Origin of the sequence: Streptomyces sp. 2131.1 (genome assembly GCF_900105515.1) — a bacterium.
Taxonomy (GTDB): Bacteria; Actinomycetota; Actinomycetes; order Streptomycetales; family Streptomycetaceae; genus Streptomyces; species Streptomyces drozdowiczii.
The window spans coordinates 2,647,474-2,665,443 of sequence record NZ_FNSY01000001.1; the positions used below are offsets into that span (position 1 = coordinate 2,647,474).

Below are 17,970 nucleotides of genomic sequence, written 5' to 3' on the forward strand. Positions count from 1 at the left end.
ACGCGGGTGGTCAAGCTCTCCGTCATCGTGCCGTTCTACAACGTGCGGACATACGCGCCAGACACCCTCAGAAGCCTCCGGGCCAATGCTCGGGAGGACTTCGAGTTCATCCTCGTCGACGACTGTTCGACCGACGGGACCGCGGAGCTGCTGCGCCGCGCACAGGACGGGATTCCGGGGGTGGTCGTCCGCAGACACGAGAAGAACGGCGGACTGGCCACCGCCCGGAACACCGGCCTGGACGCGGCCCGCGGCACCTATATCGCCTTCCTCGACGGCGACGACTGGCTGGCCCCCGGTTACTACGCCGAGCTGCTGGCCAGGACCGAGGCCCTGGGCTGCGACTTCGTGCGCACCGACCATGTCCAGGTCGAGGGCCGAGCCCGTACCGTGCACCGCGTCCCGCACGGCCGCCGCGACCAAGTGGCCGCGCCTCGCGACGCGATCCTGCCCGCGACCAGGACCACCTCCGTCGACTACGCGTACGCCTGGGCGGGGCTCTACCACCGCCGGCTCCTGGACCGGGGGCTGCTGCACTTCACGGACGGGCTGCGCACGGCGGAGGACCGGCCGTGGATCTGGCGGCTGCACCGCGAGGCGGATTCCTTCGCGGTGCTCGGCCTCCTCGGCATTTTCTACCGGCGCGGCGTCGCCTCTTCGCTGACGCAGATCGGCGACATGCGCCAGCTCGATTTCATTCGTTCGTTCGACCAGGTGGTGCGGGAAACGGCGGCGGACCGCGATGCGCGGGAACTCCTGCCGAAAGCGGTGCGCAACTATTGCGCGATCATTTCCCATCACATGAGTACGTTGGAAAGGTTCGAGCCGCCCGTGGCCCGCGCGCTGAAATCGATGAGTTCCGGTGCGCTGCGGCGCATGCCGCAGGACGTGCTGGACGAGGCGCTGGATTCGATGGACGTGGAGCGCGCGACCCTGCTGCGCCGGCTGCGGCGGCGGTCCGCCGCGAAGGAGGTGGCGGCCGCGTGAGCCGGAGCCGTACGACGCAGGTCTTCCTCGCCTCCACCCTCTACGGGACGGCGACGCTCGCCGCCGCCCTGGACGCGGGCCTCTTCCCGGACGCGGGGCGGCGCGTCCTGCTCGTCGCGAACAACGCGTCGGTCCCGGAGACGACCCCGGCGCTGGACGGGATGCCCGGGTTCGACGCGCTGCGCACGCGTTTCGACGACGTCGTGTCGTGGAACGCGACGATCGCCCCGCACCACCCCGCCGCCTGGTCCCCGCGCCCGGACGACATCCCGCTGTGGGAGCGGCATCTGCGGCTGGCCTGGGGGCTCGGGGACGACGACGTCGAGCTGGCCGTGGAGTCGATCCAGGTGGACCCGGCCATGGCGGTCTGCCGGATCTTCACCGGCGTACCGGTCGATGTGTACGCGGACGGGCTGATGAGTTACGGACCGACCAGGAACCGGATCGATCCGCTGGTCGGTACGCGGGTGGGCCGCCTGCTCCACCTCGATCTCGTGCCGGGCCTGCGGCCGATGCTCCTCACGGAGTTCGGGGTACGGGCGGAGACCGTGCCGACGGACGCCTTCCTGAAGGTGCTCGGCGAGCTGGACGAGGCCGCCGGTGCGGCGGGGCTGCCGGCCGTGGAGTCCCCGGCACTGCTGCTGGGCCAGTACCTCTCGGCGCTCGGGCTGATCAGCGTGGTCGAGGAGGAGGAGCTGCACCTGCGGATGATGCGGGGCGCGGTCGGGCGGGGGCACCGCAGTCTGGTGTTCAAGCCGCATCCGACGGCGCCGGCGCAGTGGTCGCGGGCGATGGAGGAGGAGGCGGCCCGGCTCGGCGCGGAGCTGACCGTGCTGGACGCGGACGTCCTGACCGCTCCGGTCCTCGCCGAGGTGCTGTACCGGCGGATGCGGCCGGCCCTGGTCGTCGGGTGCTTCTCGACGGCGCTGCTGACGGCGTCGGAGTTCTACGGGCTGCCGGTGGCCAGGGTCGGTACCCGGACGCTGCTGGAGCGGCTGACGCCGTTCGAGAACAGCAACCGGGTGCCGGTGACGCTGGTGGACGCGCTGGTGCCGGACCTGGAGGACGGGGAGGCGCGGGAGGCGGCGCCCGCGGTGGCGCCGGAGGGGCTGAGCGACCTGGTGACGGCGGTTGGCTTCGCGATGCAGCCGAAGATCTATCCGCAGCTGAGGCCGGTGGCGGAGCGGTATCTCGCCGCCCGGCTCACGGACGGGACCTGGCGCTACTTCAAGCGCAGGCGGCTGACGTCGCTGGGGCTGCCGGGCGGGGTACCCGCGCAGTTCGCGTTCCTGCCGCGCAACGCGACGGTACGGCGGGTGGCCCGGCGGGCGCGGGCCCTGCGGCGGATGGCGCTGCGCTAGGCGCTACGAAGGAACGGCGAAGGGGGCGGGGTCCGGTCGGACCCCGCCCCCTTCGCGTGCGTCAGACGCCTCTCAGGTCAGCCGCGTTGGCCTCGGTGACCTTCCACAGCTCCTGCTGGCGGGCGTGCACGTCGGCGACCGCCGCCGCGTGGTCGTCGAGCAGCCCGGCCGCGCGCTCCACCAGCCGCGCCCCCAGGTGGCGGTCGTGGACGGAGATGCCCCACTCGGGCCGGTCGATGTCGGACAGGAAGTACGCCATCTTGGGGTGCGAGATCAGGCTGATGACCGGGGTCCCGCAGCCGAACGGGATCATGCCCGCGTGCCCGCGCATACCGATGACGAGCTTGGTCCGGGCGTAGGTGTCGCGGATCTCGTCGTTGCCGAAGTCGTACATCGGGATGACCGGGAGCGAGACGCCGTGCTCGCGGCGCAGGTCGAAGGCGATCCGTTCGTCGTCCAAGGAGTGGGCGACGCACTTGACCTCGGCGCGGCCGCCGAGCGCCTTCACCGCGGCGGCCGTCTCGGCGAGGAAGTGGGCGTAGTCGTGGCCGAAGCGGAGCCCCGACCGGTCGTACGCGGCGTTGAGCAGCACGGTGTCCTCGCGCCGCGCCGGGTCCGTCCAGCCCTCCACCAGGTGCCGGGTGACCGTGGTCGGGCAGGGCTGGAAGCGGACCTTGTCGTGCAGGGAGGCGGGCAGCAGCGCGCGCACCTTCTCGATCGACCCGTGATTGCGCAGCCCGAAGAACGCCGCCCGTTCCACGAGGGTGCGCAGCGAGGACAGGAAGCGGCCGCGCCCGTGGCCGTACGCCTGGCCGTCGAAGGCGTTGAAGCCGACGGCGTAGACCATGATCGGTACGTCGATCCGCTCCAGCAGCCGGTCCGGCACGTTCCACTGCCAGCCGCTGTTGCCGTTGGGCGCGGTGTCCGGGATGAACAGCCCGCCGCCGCCGATGACGAGTCCGCGCCGGGCGTTGACGCGTTCGAGGGCGGCCTCGTCGAAGAGGCGGTGGGCGTGGACGGAGTGCCAGCGGCCGGGTCCGGTGTCGCGGTCGAAGGCGAGCCGGACGCTTTCCGGGAGGAGCTTGTCGCCGGCGTTGCCCTGACGCTCCATGTAGAACGCGACATGGGCGAGCTGGCGCTCCGCGGGGCCCTCCTCGGGTGCGGGGGCGGGCTGGGTTCGCAGGTGCATCAGCCGGTTCGCCCGGTGGGTCGGGTCCACGGCGAGCCCGTCGCGCGCATACCGGGACGCGGCCTCGTCGTCGCCGTGGATCCAGGCGATCTGGGCGAGCCGCGAGAAGGCGGTGGCGGCCCTGTTGGGGGCGGCGGCGGCCAGCAGGAGCTGGGTGCGGGCCTCCTCGTAGCGGGAGACGCTCATCAGCGCGTGGCCGAGGACCTCGTGCGGCCACGCCTCGTCCACGGGGATGCGGACGGAGCCGAGCAGGTCCGCCGCCTCCTGGTACTCGCCCGCCGCGATGTGCGCGGCGGCGACCCGGCGGGCGCTCTCCGGGTCGCCGGTGCGGCGGACGTGCGGGGTGCCGTAGTGGACGAGCAGGTCGTGGTGCTTGGCGCCGGGCCGGGCCAGGTAGGCGGCGTGGAACTCGGCGTCGCTCATCTCGTAGTGGCGCCAGCGGTCCTCGGCCTGCCCGTACCCGGCCTCGCCGCCCTGCCAGGGCTTGTGGCGCCCGGTGAAGTGCAGGATCGCGGTGGTGTCCGGCACCGGGAGGTCACCGGAGAGGCGGCGCTTGACGTAGTTGTAGCGGGCGTCGAGCTGGACGAATTCACCGTCCAGCACGGCGTTCAGGATGCCCTGGTCGTGCTTGTCCAGCTCGTACGCGCCGGAGCGGCCGGTCTCGTCGATCCTGGCGCAGAAGTCGTCGCTCAGGTACGGGCGCTGGATGACCAGCAGGCCGCTGTTGAGCTTGTGCTGCCCGTAGAAGAACTGCGGTACGGCGGCGAGCCCGTCGCGCAGCCTGAGCAGTTCGCCCAGGTCGCCGAGGACCACCATGTCGGTGTCGAGGGTGATCACGGTGTCGTAGTCGCGCAGCCGGAACACGTCGAGGATGAAATAGGCCTTGCGTACCAGGTAGTTGTCCTGGTCGCCCTTGGCGTACGTGTCGTAGTGGTCCGCGTCCACCCGGCGGAAGTCGGCGCGCGGGTGCAGGGCCCTGATCCGTTCGACGGACGCGGGACGCAGTCCGTCGTGCAGGACGACGAAGTCCTCGCAGATTCCGGGGTTGGACAGGGCGAGGCTGCGCAGCAGGGTGAGGAAGCCGGGCAGGTAGTTCTCGTCCACGAAGCTCGCGAAGGCCACGCGACGCTTGCCGGTGAGGGCGTTGGCGGGGGCCGTCGGGGCGGGGGTCGTCGTCATCGCAGGGCGATCCTCGTCTCGGTGACGCTCTGGGCGCGTTCCATGACCCACGCCTTCTCACTGGTGTACTCGTGCACGGAGGTGATGGGCATCTTCATCGCGGCGGGGATCCGGTAGGCGCCGCTCTCGTAGAAGTCGAAGCCGATCAGGTCGAGCTTGGGGCTGACGTCCAGGAAGTCCAGCAGCCACAGCATGTTGAAGCCGCTGGTGGGGATGGACGGCCAGACTTCGGTGCCGACCCGGCCGATGTCGCGCATCGGCCAGCGCAGCGACTCGTCGCCCAGATACCGCTGGGCGCCCGGCACCAGCCGGGTGCGCAGCGACTGCTTCCAGTCGCCCGGAACCCCGCCGAAGACGAGCCGGGTGTCCACCTCCTTGTCCCAGTTGAAGCCGTGCTTGTGGATGGTGGCGTGGATGTCGGTACGGCTGCCGGTGGCCGCCGGGTCGATGCGGTACGAGTTGAAGCGGACCACCAGGTCGTACGCGTCGATCTCGCCACCCAGCGAACTGCTGCCGACGCGCTGCGAGTTGGCGATGAGGCAGATGGACTTGCCGGCGATCCGGTTGCGGAACTCGCCGAGCGTGGTCCAGGTGACGCCGCCGAAGAGGGGGTCGGCGACGGGTCCGCGCATCCGGGACCGGCGCTGCGCCGCGTAGAGCGCGACCAGCTCGTTGAGCGCGGCCGTGTCTCCCGTGGCCGTGGGGGTGCCGCCGCTGCCGGGTGCGCCGGCCGCGGCCAGCGCGAGGGCGAGGTACTGGCCCAGCGCCTCCTGGATCTCCGGCACGGGGGCGCCGGTGCGCTCCTGGGCGAGGAGGGCGCCGATCAGCCGGGAACGCGCCCGGTTCCAGTCGCCGCGCCCGGCGAGGGCCAGGCCTTCGGCCCAGACGTCGGTGACGGACGCGGCGGCGAAGGCGCCGGCCTCGGGGCAGCCGCGTTCGAGCGTCCGCAGCAGTTCGTCCTGGTACCCGGCGCCAGCGCGCAGCCCGGCGGTCCTGGCCGCGATGCCGAAGCCGTCCTCGTCGGTGAGGGCGAGGTAGCGCTCGTACGCCTGGACGGCGTCGTTCTCCGCGCCCATCGCCTCCAGCACTCGGGCCCGCAGCCGCCAGGCGGCCCGGGAGTTCTTGCGCTGGGTGAGCACGGCGTCCGTGACGAGGACGGCGAGCTTCAGCTCGTCCTCGTACCCGCAGTCCAGCGCCTTGGTGCCGACCGCGAGGAGCGGATCGAGCAGCCGGTCGCCGAGGACCAGCGCGGCACCGGGGCCGCCGCGGGCGGCGCGGCGCAGCAGGGGCACGGGGGCGGTGCCGGGGGTTGTCTGCTCCATCGCGGCGTGGGTGGCGAGCAGGTGCCGCAGCGCCTCGGCGAGCGCGTTGCGGCGCCGGTCGAGTGAGGTGACGAGCTTCCCGCTGTGCGCGCCACAGGCCCGCAGGCAGGTCTCCAGATCCGTCGGGCGGACGGTCGCGAGGGAGGACGTGCCGTCACCGTCGGGTATCGGCTGCTCGGCCTCGCGCTGTCGTGGCCAGCGGGTGCGGGCTTTCGTCATGGCGCTCCAAAGCGTCTGGTGCCCGTGGGGGGTAGGGGCGGAGGAAGGGGCCGATGTCCATCGGCCGTCGGGGGTTGCGTGCACGTTAGGAAACCTGAACGGCCACCGGATGAACTCGCCCTGTCGACACGGGAAACTGCGTTCCGGTGGGTCGGCGACGCGTGATGACGGCCCTTCGGCGACCGGATGAACGCCTGCGGACCATCGGGTGAACCGCCTTTGCGGGCGCGTGATTTCACGATGTTCGATGACATATTCGACGCATCATGAGGACTCCGTCGCTACTCCGATCGCCGCGCGGCCGGAGCGCCGCCCTGGCCGCCCTGCTCTCCGTCGCGACCGTCTGCGCCGGGGACGCGGCGGCGGGCGGCTTCCCGTTCGGCCGGCGCACCCGCAGCGTGAACGACCTGGGCAATCAGTTCGTCCCGTTCCACACCCACCTGTGGGACCTGCTGCACGGCCGGGCGGACGGCGGGCTGCTGCTGAACTGGCAGTCCGGGTACGGAACGAGCTTCCTGCCGGATCTCGGTACCTATCTCACCAGCCCGTTCGCCCTGCTGGTCGGGGTGTTCCCGAGGGACCGCGCCGATCTGGCGGTCTACGTGATCACCCTGGTGAAGACGGGCGCGGCGGCGGCCGCCATGACGTGGCTGCTCACCGCGTTGCGCCGGGGGCGGGGCCGGGAGTGGGCGGCCCTGGTGCTGGGTGCCTCGTACGCGCTGTGCGGGTGGTCGGTGACCGAGGCCGTGTACAACCCGATGTGGCTGGACGGGCTGATCGCCTTCCCGCTGCTGTGCCTGGCCGGTGAGTGGGCGCGGACCGGGCGGCGGCCCGTGCTCGGCACGCTCCTGGTGACGCTCGCCTGGGTGTCGAACTTCTACACCGCGTACATGGCCACGCTCGGCGCGGCGCTCGTGCTGGCGGTCCGGTTGCTGCTGGAGGACGGCACGGCCCGCGGACGGCTGCGCGGGCTGGGGCGCGCGGCGCGCACGGTCGTGCTGGGCATCGGGCTCGCCGCCCCGGTCCTGCTGCCGGTCTTCCTCGGCACCCGGCACGCCTACCCGGGCTGGACCCGGCAGTTCGCCCGGGCCGGCTGGCCGGACGCCGCCGCCCGGCTGCTGCCCGCCACCTACGGGTTCTTCAGCCCCGCGCTCTTCCTCGGCACCGGTTCCCTGCTGCTCGCCTGCGCCCTGGCCTTCCACCGCGGGTTGCCGCGCGCCGAGCGGTGGGTGTGGCCGGGACTGGTGGCGCTCGTCGCCCTCTCCTTGCAGTGGAGGCCCGCACATCTGCTCTGGCATGCCTTCGCGACGCCGAACGGCAGCGCGTTCCGCCAGACGTTCGTGCTCTCGGGCCTGGCGGTGATCGCCGCCTGGATGGCTGTGGCGCGCGGCTGGCCCGACCGGCGGGCGCTGCTGGGCGGGGCCGGGGTCCTGGTCCTGATCGCGGCGGGCGCCGCGCCGAGCGACCTGGTCACCCGCTGGACGTATCCGCTGTTCGCGGCGGGACTGCTGGCGGCGCTCTGCGCGCTGGCGCTGGTACGAGGGGGCCGGTTCGCCGTACTCGCGGCGGTGCTGCTGGTCGGGGCGCAGGCCGGACAGGCCGCCGCGACGACCGCGTACGCCGACCGGCAGCGGCTGAAGCAGCTCGACGACTACGCGCCTTGGGGCGAGCGTCAGCGCCTGGAGGCCGAGGCGGTCGCCGGGGCCGACGGCTGGCCGCGTTACCGCACCGATCCGGGACTCGAACAATCCACTGCCAACGACCCGTTGACGGTCGGCGGCCAGGGCGGGGCGTACTACAGCAGCCACACGCCGGACGTGACGACCCGCACCTTCCTCGCTCTCGGCGCCGGCTGGACCTCGCGCGGGCGCGCCCTCCAGAGTCTGGACAACCCGGTGACCGACGCGGTGTTCTCCGTCGGCGCCCGGGTGCACATGCCGCGCGACCCGCACCAGGTCTGGAACCGCCCGGACGCCCGCCCGGTGACCGTGACCCGGCAGGACGTTCCGCCGCTGGTGACCGTACGGCCGCCGGGCGCCGCGGCCTCCGGCTGGGAGCGCTCGCCGTTCCGCAACCAGGAGAGGCTGCTGGGCGCGCGGGTCTACACGCTGCCGACGACCGCTCTGCGCTCCGACGACGGTGCGCCCGCCGCCGACCGGAACGCCCGCGCGTACGAGGTGGAGCCCGGCGCGTACACGCTGAGCGCGAGCTGTCCGGCGGGCAGCCGGGTCTTCCTGTGGACGCCCGACCTGTTCGGCACCGCACTGCTGGGCACGGCCGGCGATCCGCAGGACGTGCGGGGCGACCTCCCGGCCCGGCGCGCGGGCATCCTGCAGCTCGGCACGGGATCGGGCCGGATCGCGGTAACTCTGCGGGTGGAGCGCCCCGGAAGCGTCCCGCACGACTCCGTCGGCTGCCTGGCCCCTGACCGGCTGGCCGCTGCGGTGGCCGGGCTGAAGCGGACGGGGGCGACGCGGGTGGCGGTCTCCGGCAGCGGTGTTCTGGCGGAACTCCCGGCGGGGGCAAGCGGGATCGCGGTGCTGGCCGCGCCCCGGATCGCGGGCTGGACGTGCGACGGCCGCCCGGCCGGCTCGTACCACGGGCTGGTCGCGGCCCCGCTGGCGGAGGGCCGGACGACGGTGGACTGCGCGTTCCGCCCGCCGGGCCTGCGCGGGGGGACGGCGACGGGCGCGGCGGCGCTGGCGGCCCTGCTGGCCGTGGTGTTCACGCCGCTGATCCGGAACCGGGTGCGGGGGGCGCGTCCGGGCGTGAGGTCCGCCGGGCAGCCGGGTCAGACGCTGCTGAACGAAAGCTTCGCCGCGAACCCCAGGAACAGCACTCCCGCCGCCGACGTGGCCCCGGCCGAGAGCCGCCGGCGCCTGCGGAACGCGGCGGACAGCCGGGTGCCGCCGAAGATCAGCGCCGACAGGTACAGGAAGCTGGCGATCTGGAGCAGGGTCCCGAGGACCAGGAAGGACAGCGCCGGGTAGGCGTAGCCGGGGTCCACGAACTGCACGAAGAACGAGATGAGGAAGAGGATCGCCTTCGGGTTGAACAGGCTGACCACCAGCGCCCGCCGGTACGGCCGCTCCATGGCCCCCGGGGCCTGCGCCTCGGCCTGCTCCTCGTCCGTGATCTCGGCGAACCTGCGGTGCCGCTCGCGCCACATCGACACGGCCGTGCGCAGCATCCCGATCGCCATCCAGGTGAGATAGCCCGCGCCCGCGTACTTGACGATCGCGAACAGCACGGGCGTCGTCCGGAGCAGCGACGAGGCACCCAGCGCGGACAGCGTCATCAGCACGGTGTCGCCGGTCCACACCCCGGCGGCGGCCACGTACCCGGTCCGCACCCCGCGCCGCGCGGCGACGGACAGCACGTACAGGGAGTTGGGCCCCGGCAGCAGGACGATGAGCGCGAGGCCGGCGAGATAGGTCGGAAGATCGGTGACACCCAGCATGGGACGGAGTCTCGCACGCGGGCGGAATGATCCGGAAGCGGGTCTTGCGGGGGTATCGGCACGCGGAGGTGCGTTCTCCGTCACAGAAGCGCGACGGGAACTGCGGGACAGGATTCGGCAACCGGGTGGAGCGGGAACCCGTCCCATGAGATACGCGGGTTCAGGGCCCGACGACGCCGGGGCCGAGGACGCAGGGGGCTGGGATGACGAGCACGGGCAGGACCGGGCGCGGTTACGCACTCCGAGGAGCGGCCGCCGCCGTGGCCGTGGTGGCGCTGGCCGCCGTGACCGCGGGCTGCAAGGAGCAGCCCGCGTCCGGCGCCTCGGCCGCGCCCTCCGCGCCGCGGAGCGGTGACTCCCCCGCCGACGACGCGAAGCCGGGCGGCGGCTCCGCGAGTCCGTCCGCGAGCACGCCGGCGAAGGCCTCGCCGAAGCCGAGCGCGAGCCGCACCACGACTCCGCCGACACCCTCGGCCACGCCCACGGCCGATCCGCAGGGCAAGGTCCTGATGGCGAGCGGGTCCGAGGGCAAGCAGGTGCGCGAACTCCAGGCGCGGCTGCGGCAGATCGGGCACTTCAACCGCACCCCCACGGGCTACTACGGGACCGTCACGGTCGCCGCCGTGCAGTCGTTCCAGGGCAAGCGCGGCCTGTCGCGCACCGGAAGGACGGACAGCGTCACCTGGCAGAAGCTCCTCGGCATGACGCACGCGCCGACGGCCGCCGAGCTGAACCCGCCGACCACCCGGCCGGTGGCGAAGCCGGACAAGCGGTGTCTGACCGGGCGGGTGCTCTGCATCAGCAAGAACAGCCGCACGCTGTCCTGGATGATCGACGGCAAGGTCGTCTCGTCGATGGACGTACGGTTCGGCTCGCAGTACACGCCGACCCGCGAGGGCACGTTCTCCGTGTACTGGAAGTCGCGGCACCACGTCTCGACGATCTACCACACGGCCATGCCGTACGCGATGTTCTTCAGCGGCGGCCAGGCGGTGCACTACTCGTCCGACTTCGCGGCCCGCGGCTACAGCGGGGCCTCGCACGGATGCGTGAACGTCCGGGACGAGGGCAAGATCGCGGCCCTGTTCGCCGCGGTCCGCAACGGCGACAAGGTCGTCGTCTACAAGTAGGGGCACCGGATACGGAGAGGGGCGCGGGCGGGACCGGGGGAACGTGTCCCGCCCGCGCCATGTGCGCCGAGCCGCAGGTACGGGGGGAACCCCGGCTCCGGGCGCTGCCGATGACCAGTCGGCTCATTGCGTACAGCGTCGGGCGGCCGAAAAACGTCACACCGACCGGTACGTGCGGTCAGCGGGCGGCCGCTCCAGCGGTGGCCCAGGGGGCGTCGGCCACGGCGGAACCCGACGGCTCCGGGGCCGGGGCGATGGCCGCCATCGAGGGGCCGGGCGACTCGGAGAACCGGATCGAGGGGAGCGGGCCGGACGCGTCGCCGCCCTGGTCGTCGTCCCCGTCGGCGGGATCGCCGCTCTTGCCGTCGCCCTGTCCGCCCTTGCCGTCGAGCAGCCGGTCGCAGAACCGGTCGAGGTTGCCGGCGCCCTTGGCCAGGGTTTCGAGCCGGGTGCGGCGGTCGTCGTCGAGCTTGCCGTCGCGGTAGTCGCGGCAGGCCTTCAGGGTCTTGGCGTACCAGGTGCCGGCCCCGCTCCCGTCGTTGCCGCCGGACTGCCCGGTCCCCTTGCCGGGGTCCGGGGCGCCGTCGCCGTCGTCGGAGCCGGTGTCGCCGGAGCCCGTACCGGCGCCCGGCCGGCTGCCGTCCGTCCGGTCGGTGCCGGTGGTGCCGTCGCCGCCCTTGCCGCCCTGGCCGCCCCGGGGGGCGCTGCCGCCGGGGCGCGCGGTGTCGTTCCTGTCCTTGCCGGTGCCGGTGTCACCGCCGGGGGGCGGGGTGTCCGGGGACGGGGTGCCCGGCGGCGGGGGCGCGGAGGTCTCCTCGTCGGGCATGACGTCCGCGCCGAGTTCCTCCGGGGAGGCGGCGGCCGAGACCGAGGTGGCCGGTGAGGGGGTGTGCCGGCCGAAGGGCGCGGGCAGCATCCCGGAACCGGCGGCCACGGCCACCCCTCCTATGGCGCAGCACGCCAGGGACGCGACCAGGCCGAAGCGCAGGGGCCGGCTCCAGCGGAAGGTGCGGTCACCGCGCGAATCCCCGGCCCCGCCCCCCGTACCGGAGGCGGCCCTGCCTATGTGGACCGGGGCGAGCACCGCGCTCTCGTGGCCCTCGCCCTCGCCGTGCGCGGACCGTGCCGGTGCGGCGGTGCGGCGGGGGGCGGCGCGGAAGGCGGCCAGCGCGGCGGCCTCGCCGGGCAGTTCGCCGGTGGCGGGGAGGGCGGTGCGGGCCGCGTCGCCGAGGGCGGCGGCCAGGCGTTCGGCGTCCTGACAGGGACGGCCATCGGCAGGGTCGACCGGTTCGCCGCGGAGCAACTTCTCCGCCGCTTCCTTGTCAAGCCATGCGTACTGCTCGTCGGCCATCACATGTCCTTCTGCGTCCACAGACGCGAATGCGTCACACCGGCGGGAGCCACCAGGCCGGTGCGCGGAGGGCGTTGTACGGGTACGGCGGCGAGCCCCCCGGTCCGTCCCGGAGCGCCCGGCGCATTCTCCCGCAGCGACGCCGACGGCGCCTCGGGGCCACCCGCCACGCGGGGCGGAACCGGTGCGTCGGGGGTCGGGGTTACGCCCGGTCCGCCGTCCGCCGGCACCGGTACGCCCGGTCCGTCCGCCGGCACCGGTGCGCCCGGGCCGCCCCGGCCGCCGTCCACGGCGGCGACGCTGTCCGCCCGCAGCAGTTCCGCCAGCCGCTTCAGGCCGCGGTGAGCGGCGGTGCGGACCGCACCGGGGCGCTTGCCGAGCGTCTGCGCCGCGCTCTTCGCGTCGAGCCCGACGACCACGCGCAGCACCACGGCCTCCGCCTGGTCCTGCGGCAGCTGGGCGATGAGCGACATGGTGCGGCCGGTGGCCAGGGCCTCGATCGCCTCGTCGGCCGTGTCGGAGCCGGCCGGCTTGTCGGACAGCTCGGTCTCGTCGCCGCCTATGGCGGGCCGCCTGCCGCGCATCCGCAGATGGTCCAGGGCGCGGTTGCGGGCTATGCGCGCCGCCCAGCCCCGGAAGCGGTCGGCGTCCCCGGTGAAGCGGTCGAGGTCCCGGGCTATCTGAAGCCACGACTCGGACGCCACGTCCTCGGCGTCCGGCTCCCCCACCAGCGTCCTTATGTAACCCAGCAGCCGCGGCTGCACAGCGCGGTACACAGTACGGAAGGCGTCCTCGTCCCCGCGCTGTGCCGCGAGCACCGCGGCAGTAAGCCCCGCGTCGTCCCCCAGCACTACCTCAACCCTGCCCTGCTGTCCGAATCGCAGCTGGTCACCACTGCCGCGCCACCCTGCGCGACTCAGCACGCTACGTCCTCGGCGTGCACCGCGTCCATGACTTGTACAACCCGCAACATTCCATCGTCTGCCCCCGGTGTGACAGAAAACGCACCCGCGGCGCTGAGATGAATACGGGGTCGTCCTGCGGCCCCGCGGAAGACGACCGGGGCCTCTCCTGTGGGGGGTGGCGGCCCCGGTCGTCCTCGTTCTTCCCGCCACGCGGCGGCGGTCACGTACGAGGATGACTCCGTGACGACGACTCAGGGCGTTCCCGCCCTTCCGATCCGCGTCTGCGCGGCCCTGGTCGAGGGGGATCTCGCGGCAGGCGGCGAGCTCTGTCTCATCCGCCGCGAGCGGCCCACCGGCGCCCAGTACTCCCTGCCGGGCGGGATCCTCCACCCGGACGAACAGGTGCCCGAGGCGCTCGCCCGTGAGCTTCGGGAGGAACTCGGGCTCGACGTCGCCGCCCTGCCCGGGCGGCCCCGGCTGCTCTGGGCGCAGGACCAGGCCACGACCCGGCCGGGCCGGCCCGGCACGTTCCGCCGGCTCCATCTCATCCATCTACTCGCCGTGGATCGGGAGGTGCGCGCCGCCCTTCCGGCGGCCGAGCTGGACGCCGAGGACCGCACGCGGGTGGTCTGGGTGACCCTCGCGGAGGCCGCCGGGCTCCACCTCTACCCGCCGGTCGGCCCGGCGCTCGGCGGGCTGACCGGGCCGGCCGCAGACGTGCTGCTGCCCCCGGTCACCGACCGGACCTACGCCTGGCGGTAGCCGTTTCAGCCCCGCACCCGGGCCCGCCGGGCCGCCGCCGCCCGCAGTACCCGCTGGCCCTCCGTCGAGACGTCGAGCACCTGGCGGAGGCCGGCGCCGGCGGGGGCGTCGTCGTCGATGCCCGCGAGCATCTCCAGGATCAGGACCTGCCGCGCCACCTCACCGGCCAGCAGCGGCCCGGCCCCGGACGGGTCGCCCGCGCGGCAGCGGGCCACCCGGTCCGCCGCCGCGGGCCCGGTCGCGTCGTGGCCGAGGTGGACCTCCAGGGCCAGCACCGAGCAGGCGTCGGCCCAGACGCGCAGCTCCTCGCCGGCCCGGTCGTCCGGAGCCCGGGCCAGCAGTTCCCGGACGCGTCCGACCGGCTCCCCCGGGTCCGCGAGGGAGTCCAGGGCGGCGCGGGCCTCGGCGAGCCGGCGGGGCCAGAGCCCGGGGTCGGCGCAGCCGGCCCAGAGCGGGCGGAGCGGGTCGGGCTCGTCGCCCGGGGCGGGCTGGGGCAGACAGCGTTCGAGGCACGCGGCCGCGCCGGCGGCGAGCCCGCGTTCGTCGGCGGCGGCGATCAGGTCGAGCAGGCTCATCGGCGTCTCCTGTCAGCCCTCCCGTAGGTGCCCCATGCCGGGACACAGGGGGGGCGCAGCGCTTCCTGTTATCGCGTTCAGCGCCGAATGGCCGAAAAGCGTCACTGCCGCTGGCTGATTACCGCCGCCCCGATGCGCGCCGCCTCAGTGCGCCCGCTCCACGGGGAGCGGGCCGGTCATCGCGCGCAGGGTCTGCATCGCCGTCAGCCTGCGGACGAACAGGATGGCCAGGACGGCCGCGCCGACCTCCAGCGCGTCGCAGAACGCGATCATGTCGAGGCCGTCGATGATCTTCTCGCCGGTCTCGGCCGCCTCGTAGGCCCGGCTGCCGACCCCGGACAGGATCTCCGCCGCGAGGAACGCCGCCCACCAGCCGTTCAGCAGTCCGCGCGGGGCGGCGGACCGGCCGCCGGGGGTGTCGGCCGGCGCGCTCGCGGTCCAGACGCCGCTCGCCACCCGGTAGGGCAGCCAGAAGTTGCCGACGGGCACGAACCAGGCGCCGATCGCCCAGCCGGGGACCATCGAGTGGGCCTGCGGGTCGAACACCTCGGCGTTGAGCCGGACCCGGCGGAACCACACGACGAAGACGACGGCGCACACCAGGAAGGTGAGCGCCTGGAGCCTGTCGGCCCCCCGGTACAGCAGGTCGGCGCGGTCCCACGCCTCCGCGTCGACCGCGAGGAAGCCGCCGTCCAGCCCGTCCGCGAGCAGCATGCGGGTGTGGATACCGGCGGCGATCGCCAGCACGTCCGCGACGGCCACCGCGCCGAGCAGCACGCAGACCGCCTTGGCCAGGCCCACCGGCGAGCGCAGGGCGTCCAGCCGGGCCGGTGTCGGCATCAGGCCGCCGGCCCGTGCCCGGTGCGTGGCGGCGCACACGGTGCACCGCCCGTCGGCGGTGGAGGCCGGTCTCGTACCGCAGAGTGAACAGAGCATGGAAAAGGAACCCCCCCAGGATTCGGACAGACATTCAGACGTCGACGCGAGAAGCGCGCGTCCCCTCCCCAGGACGACGCGGCCCCCGGACCGTAGTGCTCCGGGGGCCGCGTTGTCCATGGTCAGAGGCGCGTCGAGGGGGGCAGGGGCCGGCTCAGCCCGCGTCGATCTCCTTCGCCAGGGACTGGAACTTCGCGTAGCTCAGCTTCGGCTTGCCCGGGACCCACAGCTTCTGGGCCGTCGCCGCCAGCGGCATCCGGATGCCGTCGGCGACCTGTTCGGCGGTCTGCGCGTTCGGGAAGTCGCCCCAGACGGCGAACCGGCCGCCGAGGATCTGGTCCGAGTAGCGCGCGGGGACCGGGGTGGTGCCGCGCAGGACGAGCGGGGTCCACAGCTCGTAGATCCGCTTGCCGGTCGGGTAGACGAAGGCGTTGGGCTGGCCGAGCACGTAGTACATGAACTCGTCGTTGAGGTTGAGCACCTTGCGGCCCTCGCTCAGGTACTCCTCCGGCGACCGGGCCCCGTACTCCTTGCCCGTCCAGTACTCGACCTCGATGTCCTTGTCCGCGCGGACCTTGCTGTCGCGGAACTGGCCGTCGTTCCACGCCTTCGGCTGCTTGCCGTGCTTGCGGACGACGTCGGCCCGGTCGTTGAGCCAGCCGGTGGCGAGGTCGGAGATGCCGGCCCCGGAGCCGTACTTCGCGACCGCCGCGCGCTGGAGCTGCGGGTAGGAGGCGGCCGGGTTGCTCGCCATCAGCGCCCGGTACTCGTCGCCGCCCAGGTGCCAGTACGTGCCGCCGAACAGCTCCGCGTACTCGCCCAGCAGCTCGTCGATCAGCTTGGCCGCGCCAGGCTTCGAGATGTCGAGCGACCCGGTCGAGGCCACGCCGGAGACGTTGTGCAGCTGGAGATCGGGGTGGGCGCGCAGCACCGCGCCGAGGTGGCCCGGCGAGTCGATCTCCGGGACGACCTGGATGTGCAGCCGGCCGGCCAGCGCGAGGATGTGCCGGACCTGCTTCTTCGTCAGGTGATCGGGCGAGACCACCTCGGGGTGGCTGTCCGACTCGATGCGGAAGGCCTGGTCGTCGGAGAAGTGCAGGCCGAGCTGGTTGAGCTTGAGGTCGGCCATCTCGCGCATCCGGTCCTCGATCCAGGACGCGGTGTAGTGCTTGCGGGCGATGTCGAGGTTGAGGCCGCGCTGCGGTTTGGCGGGCCGGTCGCGCACCTCCCCCTCGGGCATGGAGCCGTCGGCGCGCACGGACTGCTTCAGCGTGCGCGTCCCGTAGAAGACGCCCGCCTCGCCGGGTCCGCTGATCTTGACGCGTCCGTCGGCGGTGCGCAGGGTGTACGACTCCGCGCCGCCGGACGCCTTCGGGGTGAGTGCCAGCTCGACGTCACCGGCGCGGGCGGCCGCCTCGCCCCGGTAGTGGATCTTCAGCTCGCCGGCCAGCAGCTTTCCCTCGTCGGCGAGCTTGCCGCTGCCCTTCGCGATGACGACCCCGCTGTCCTTGCCGGGCTTCCAGCCGGGCCCGTGGGCGGGGGTGTGCTCGCGTACGGCCGGGATGGTGCGGGGGGTCCTGGAGAGCGGGTAGCTCCGGGTCGGCGAGGGCTCGGGGGACGGGGACGACGCCGCGCGGGACGTCTCGGGACCGTTGCCGTGCTCGGTTCCGGAGCCGTCGCAGCCGACGAGAGCGACGCTCGCCGCGGCCGCCGCCGTCACGGCCAGGAGGGCGCCGCGTGAGGGTGCCATCTGTCAGAAACCTCCGGTTCGGGGGAAGGGGTCGGAAAGGGAGCACAAGGGGGCAGAACTGCGAGAGAACGGGGCAGATGCAGGGAGGTAACCGGGCATTCTCCTCACACATCCGCTCGCCGGGCATCGCGAAACTCTCCCGTCCGGGTGAAATTCGCGCATCCTTCGCCCGCCCTTATCCCCTCCTCGCTAGCGTTGAGCACCCTCAGTCCCTTCAGTCTCTCCATTTCGGGAGCCCACGCTGTCCAGGTCCAGCGAGTCCCACGCCGGCCTCCCCGAGCGACCGCCCCGGCCCGCCCGGCGCACCGCCGTGCCCGTCCAGCACCGCGGCGGCACGCCCGCCCGGTCCGCCGCGCACGGCTGGGACCTGCCCCGGTTCAACGAAGCGCCCGCCCCGGAGGCCGAGGCCGCCCTGCTGGAGTGCTTCGGCAGCCGGGCCTGGGCGCAGCGGCTGGCCTTCCACCGCCCCTACCCGGACACGGAGGCGCTGCTCGCGGCGGCCGACGAGGCGGTCTACGACCTCTCTCCCACCGACCACACCGAGGCGCTGGCCGCCGAGGTGTCCCCGGGGCTGCGGCCGGACGCGCCGCGCTCCGCCCACCTCGCGCTGGCCGCCGCGCACGCCGAGTACGAACGCAAGTTCGGCCATGTCTTCGTGATCTGCCTGGACGGCTACCCGCCCGCCGAGCACCCGGACCAGGTGCTGGCCGGCATCCGGGCCCGGCTGGCGCACGAGGAGGACCGGGAGCGGGCGGTCACGGCGGACGAGATGCGGCGACTCGCCCGGGGCCGCCTGACCGTGCTGGTATCGAGTCGGTAACGGGTCGGCGGCGAGCCGCGCGGC

The 17,970-nt window shown here is 73.5% G+C and carries 13 protein-coding genes and 1 pseudogene; 6 read left to right on the forward strand and 8 right to left on the reverse strand.

From position 1 onward, the window contains the following. Positions 1–6: 6 nt before the first annotated feature. Both BLW14_RS11720 and BLW14_RS11725 read left to right on the forward strand, forming a co-directional pair. A complete protein-coding gene (locus tag BLW14_RS11720; RefSeq protein ID WP_093710699.1) occupies positions 7–987 on the forward strand; it encodes a glycosyltransferase family 2 protein in 981 nt (326 codons plus the stop codon). Continuing rightward, positions 984–2,348: a polysialyltransferase family glycosyltransferase gene (locus BLW14_RS11725; RefSeq protein ID WP_093706933.1), complete on the forward strand. Its 1,365-nt coding sequence runs from the start codon at positions 984–986 to the stop codon at positions 2,346–2,348. The genes BLW14_RS11720 and BLW14_RS11725 overlap by 4 nt, the downstream gene beginning before the upstream one ends. Positions 2,349–2,409: 61 nt before the next feature. On the opposite strand, the gene BLW14_RS11730 is transcribed toward BLW14_RS11725, so the two are convergent. Together BLW14_RS11730 and BLW14_RS11735 are read right to left on the reverse strand one after the other, a co-directional pair. Continuing rightward, positions 2,410–4,716, reverse strand: a complete 2,307-nt coding sequence (locus BLW14_RS11730) for a glycosyltransferase (RefSeq protein ID WP_093706935.1) — start codon at positions 4,714–4,716, stop codon at positions 2,410–2,412. Beyond that, complete coding sequence (locus tag BLW14_RS11735; protein ID WP_093706937.1) at positions 4,713–6,257, reverse strand: hypothetical protein; 1,545 nt, start codon at positions 6,255–6,257, stop codon at positions 4,713–4,715. Before BLW14_RS11735 ends, BLW14_RS11730 begins: the two co-directional genes overlap by 4 nt. Before the next feature lie 266 nt (positions 6,258–6,523). On the opposite strand from BLW14_RS11735, the pseudogene BLW14_RS11740 reads away from it, so the two are divergent. Then, positions 6,524–9,010: pseudogene (locus BLW14_RS11740) on the forward strand (YfhO family protein); the annotation flags it as partial. Between the two features lie 38 nt (positions 9,011–9,048). Here BLW14_RS11740 and leuE read toward each other — a convergent pair. Continuing rightward, positions 9,049–9,717 (reverse strand): leucine efflux protein LeuE, encoded by a 669-nt coding sequence (gene leuE / locus BLW14_RS11745; protein WP_093706939.1) that lies wholly within the window; start codon positions 9,715–9,717, stop codon positions 9,049–9,051. A gap of 203 nt (positions 9,718–9,920) precedes the next feature. Here leuE and BLW14_RS11750 point away from each other — a divergent pair, with 203 nt between their 5' ends. Then, complete coding sequence (locus BLW14_RS11750; RefSeq protein WP_093706941.1) at positions 9,921–10,847, forward strand: L,D-transpeptidase family protein; 927 nt, start codon at positions 9,921–9,923, stop codon at positions 10,845–10,847. A 178-nt stretch (positions 10,848–11,025) separates the two neighbouring features. Here the strand turns inward: BLW14_RS11750 and BLW14_RS11755 are convergent, their stop codons facing one another. Together BLW14_RS11755 and BLW14_RS11760 are read right to left on the reverse strand one after the other, a co-directional pair. Then, positions 11,026–12,198, reverse strand: coding sequence for a hypothetical protein (locus BLW14_RS11755; protein ID WP_093706943.1), 1,173 nt, complete (start codon positions 12,196–12,198; stop codon positions 11,026–11,028). Beyond that, entirely contained in the window at positions 12,198–13,049 is an 852-nt protein-coding gene (locus BLW14_RS11760; protein WP_093706945.1) for an RNA polymerase sigma factor, read from the reverse strand. Before BLW14_RS11760 ends, BLW14_RS11755 begins: the two co-directional genes overlap by 1 nt. 294 nt (positions 13,050–13,343) lie before the next feature. Here BLW14_RS11760 and BLW14_RS11765 point away from each other — a divergent pair, with 294 nt between their 5' ends. Then, positions 13,344–13,865: an NUDIX domain-containing protein gene (locus BLW14_RS11765; RefSeq protein WP_256332744.1), complete on the forward strand. Its 522-nt coding sequence runs from the start codon at positions 13,344–13,346 to the stop codon at positions 13,863–13,865. Between the two features lie 5 nt (positions 13,866–13,870). Here the strand turns inward: BLW14_RS11765 and BLW14_RS11770 are convergent, their stop codons facing one another. From BLW14_RS11770 to BLW14_RS11780, 3 genes are all read right to left on the reverse strand, one after another. After that, positions 13,871–14,440 (reverse strand): hypothetical protein, encoded by a 570-nt coding sequence (locus BLW14_RS11770; RefSeq protein WP_093706947.1) that lies wholly within the window; start codon positions 14,438–14,440, stop codon positions 13,871–13,873. A gap of 144 nt (positions 14,441–14,584) precedes the next feature. After that, a complete protein-coding gene (locus tag BLW14_RS11775) occupies positions 14,585–15,376 on the reverse strand; it encodes a DUF4328 domain-containing protein (protein ID WP_256332745.1) in 792 nt (263 codons plus the stop codon). A gap of 154 nt (positions 15,377–15,530) precedes the next feature. Next, positions 15,531–17,126: a beta-N-acetylhexosaminidase gene (locus BLW14_RS11780; RefSeq protein ID WP_093706949.1), complete on the reverse strand. Its 1,596-nt coding sequence runs from the start codon at positions 17,124–17,126 to the stop codon at positions 15,531–15,533. A gap of 310 nt (positions 17,127–17,436) precedes the next feature. On the opposite strand from BLW14_RS11780, the gene BLW14_RS11785 reads away from it, so the two are divergent. Next, positions 17,437–17,946 (forward strand): 2-oxo-4-hydroxy-4-carboxy-5-ureidoimidazoline decarboxylase, encoded by a 510-nt coding sequence (locus BLW14_RS11785; RefSeq protein WP_093706951.1) that lies wholly within the window; start codon positions 17,437–17,439, stop codon positions 17,944–17,946. Positions 17,947–17,970: the final 24 nt, after the last annotated feature.

Coding starts and splice junctions, on each gene's coding strand:
- BLW14_RS11730 (WP_093706935.1), bottom strand. CDS start 4,716: ATGACGACGACCCCCGCCCCGACGGCCCCCGCCAACGCCCTCACCGGC.
- BLW14_RS11735 (WP_093706937.1), bottom strand. CDS start 6,257: ATGACGAAAGCCCGCACCCGCTGGCCACGACAGCGCGAGGCCGAGCAG.
- leuE (WP_093706939.1), bottom strand. CDS start 9,717: ATGCTGGGTGTCACCGATCTTCCGACCTATCTCGCCGGCCTCGCGCTC.
- BLW14_RS11750 (WP_093706941.1), top strand. CDS start 9,921: ATGACGAGCACGGGCAGGACCGGGCGCGGTTACGCACTCCGAGGAGCG.
- BLW14_RS11755 (WP_093706943.1), bottom strand. CDS start 12,198: ATGGCCGACGAGCAGTACGCATGGCTTGACAAGGAAGCGGCGGAGAAG.
- BLW14_RS11770 (WP_093706947.1), bottom strand. CDS start 14,440: ATGAGCCTGCTCGACCTGATCGCCGCCGCCGACGAACGCGGGCTCGCC.
- BLW14_RS11775 (WP_256332745.1), bottom strand. CDS start 15,376: ATGCTCTGTTCACTCTGCGGTACGAGACCGGCCTCCACCGCCGACGGG.
- BLW14_RS11780 (WP_093706949.1), bottom strand. CDS start 17,126: ATGGCACCCTCACGCGGCGCCCTCCTGGCCGTGACGGCGGCGGCCGCG.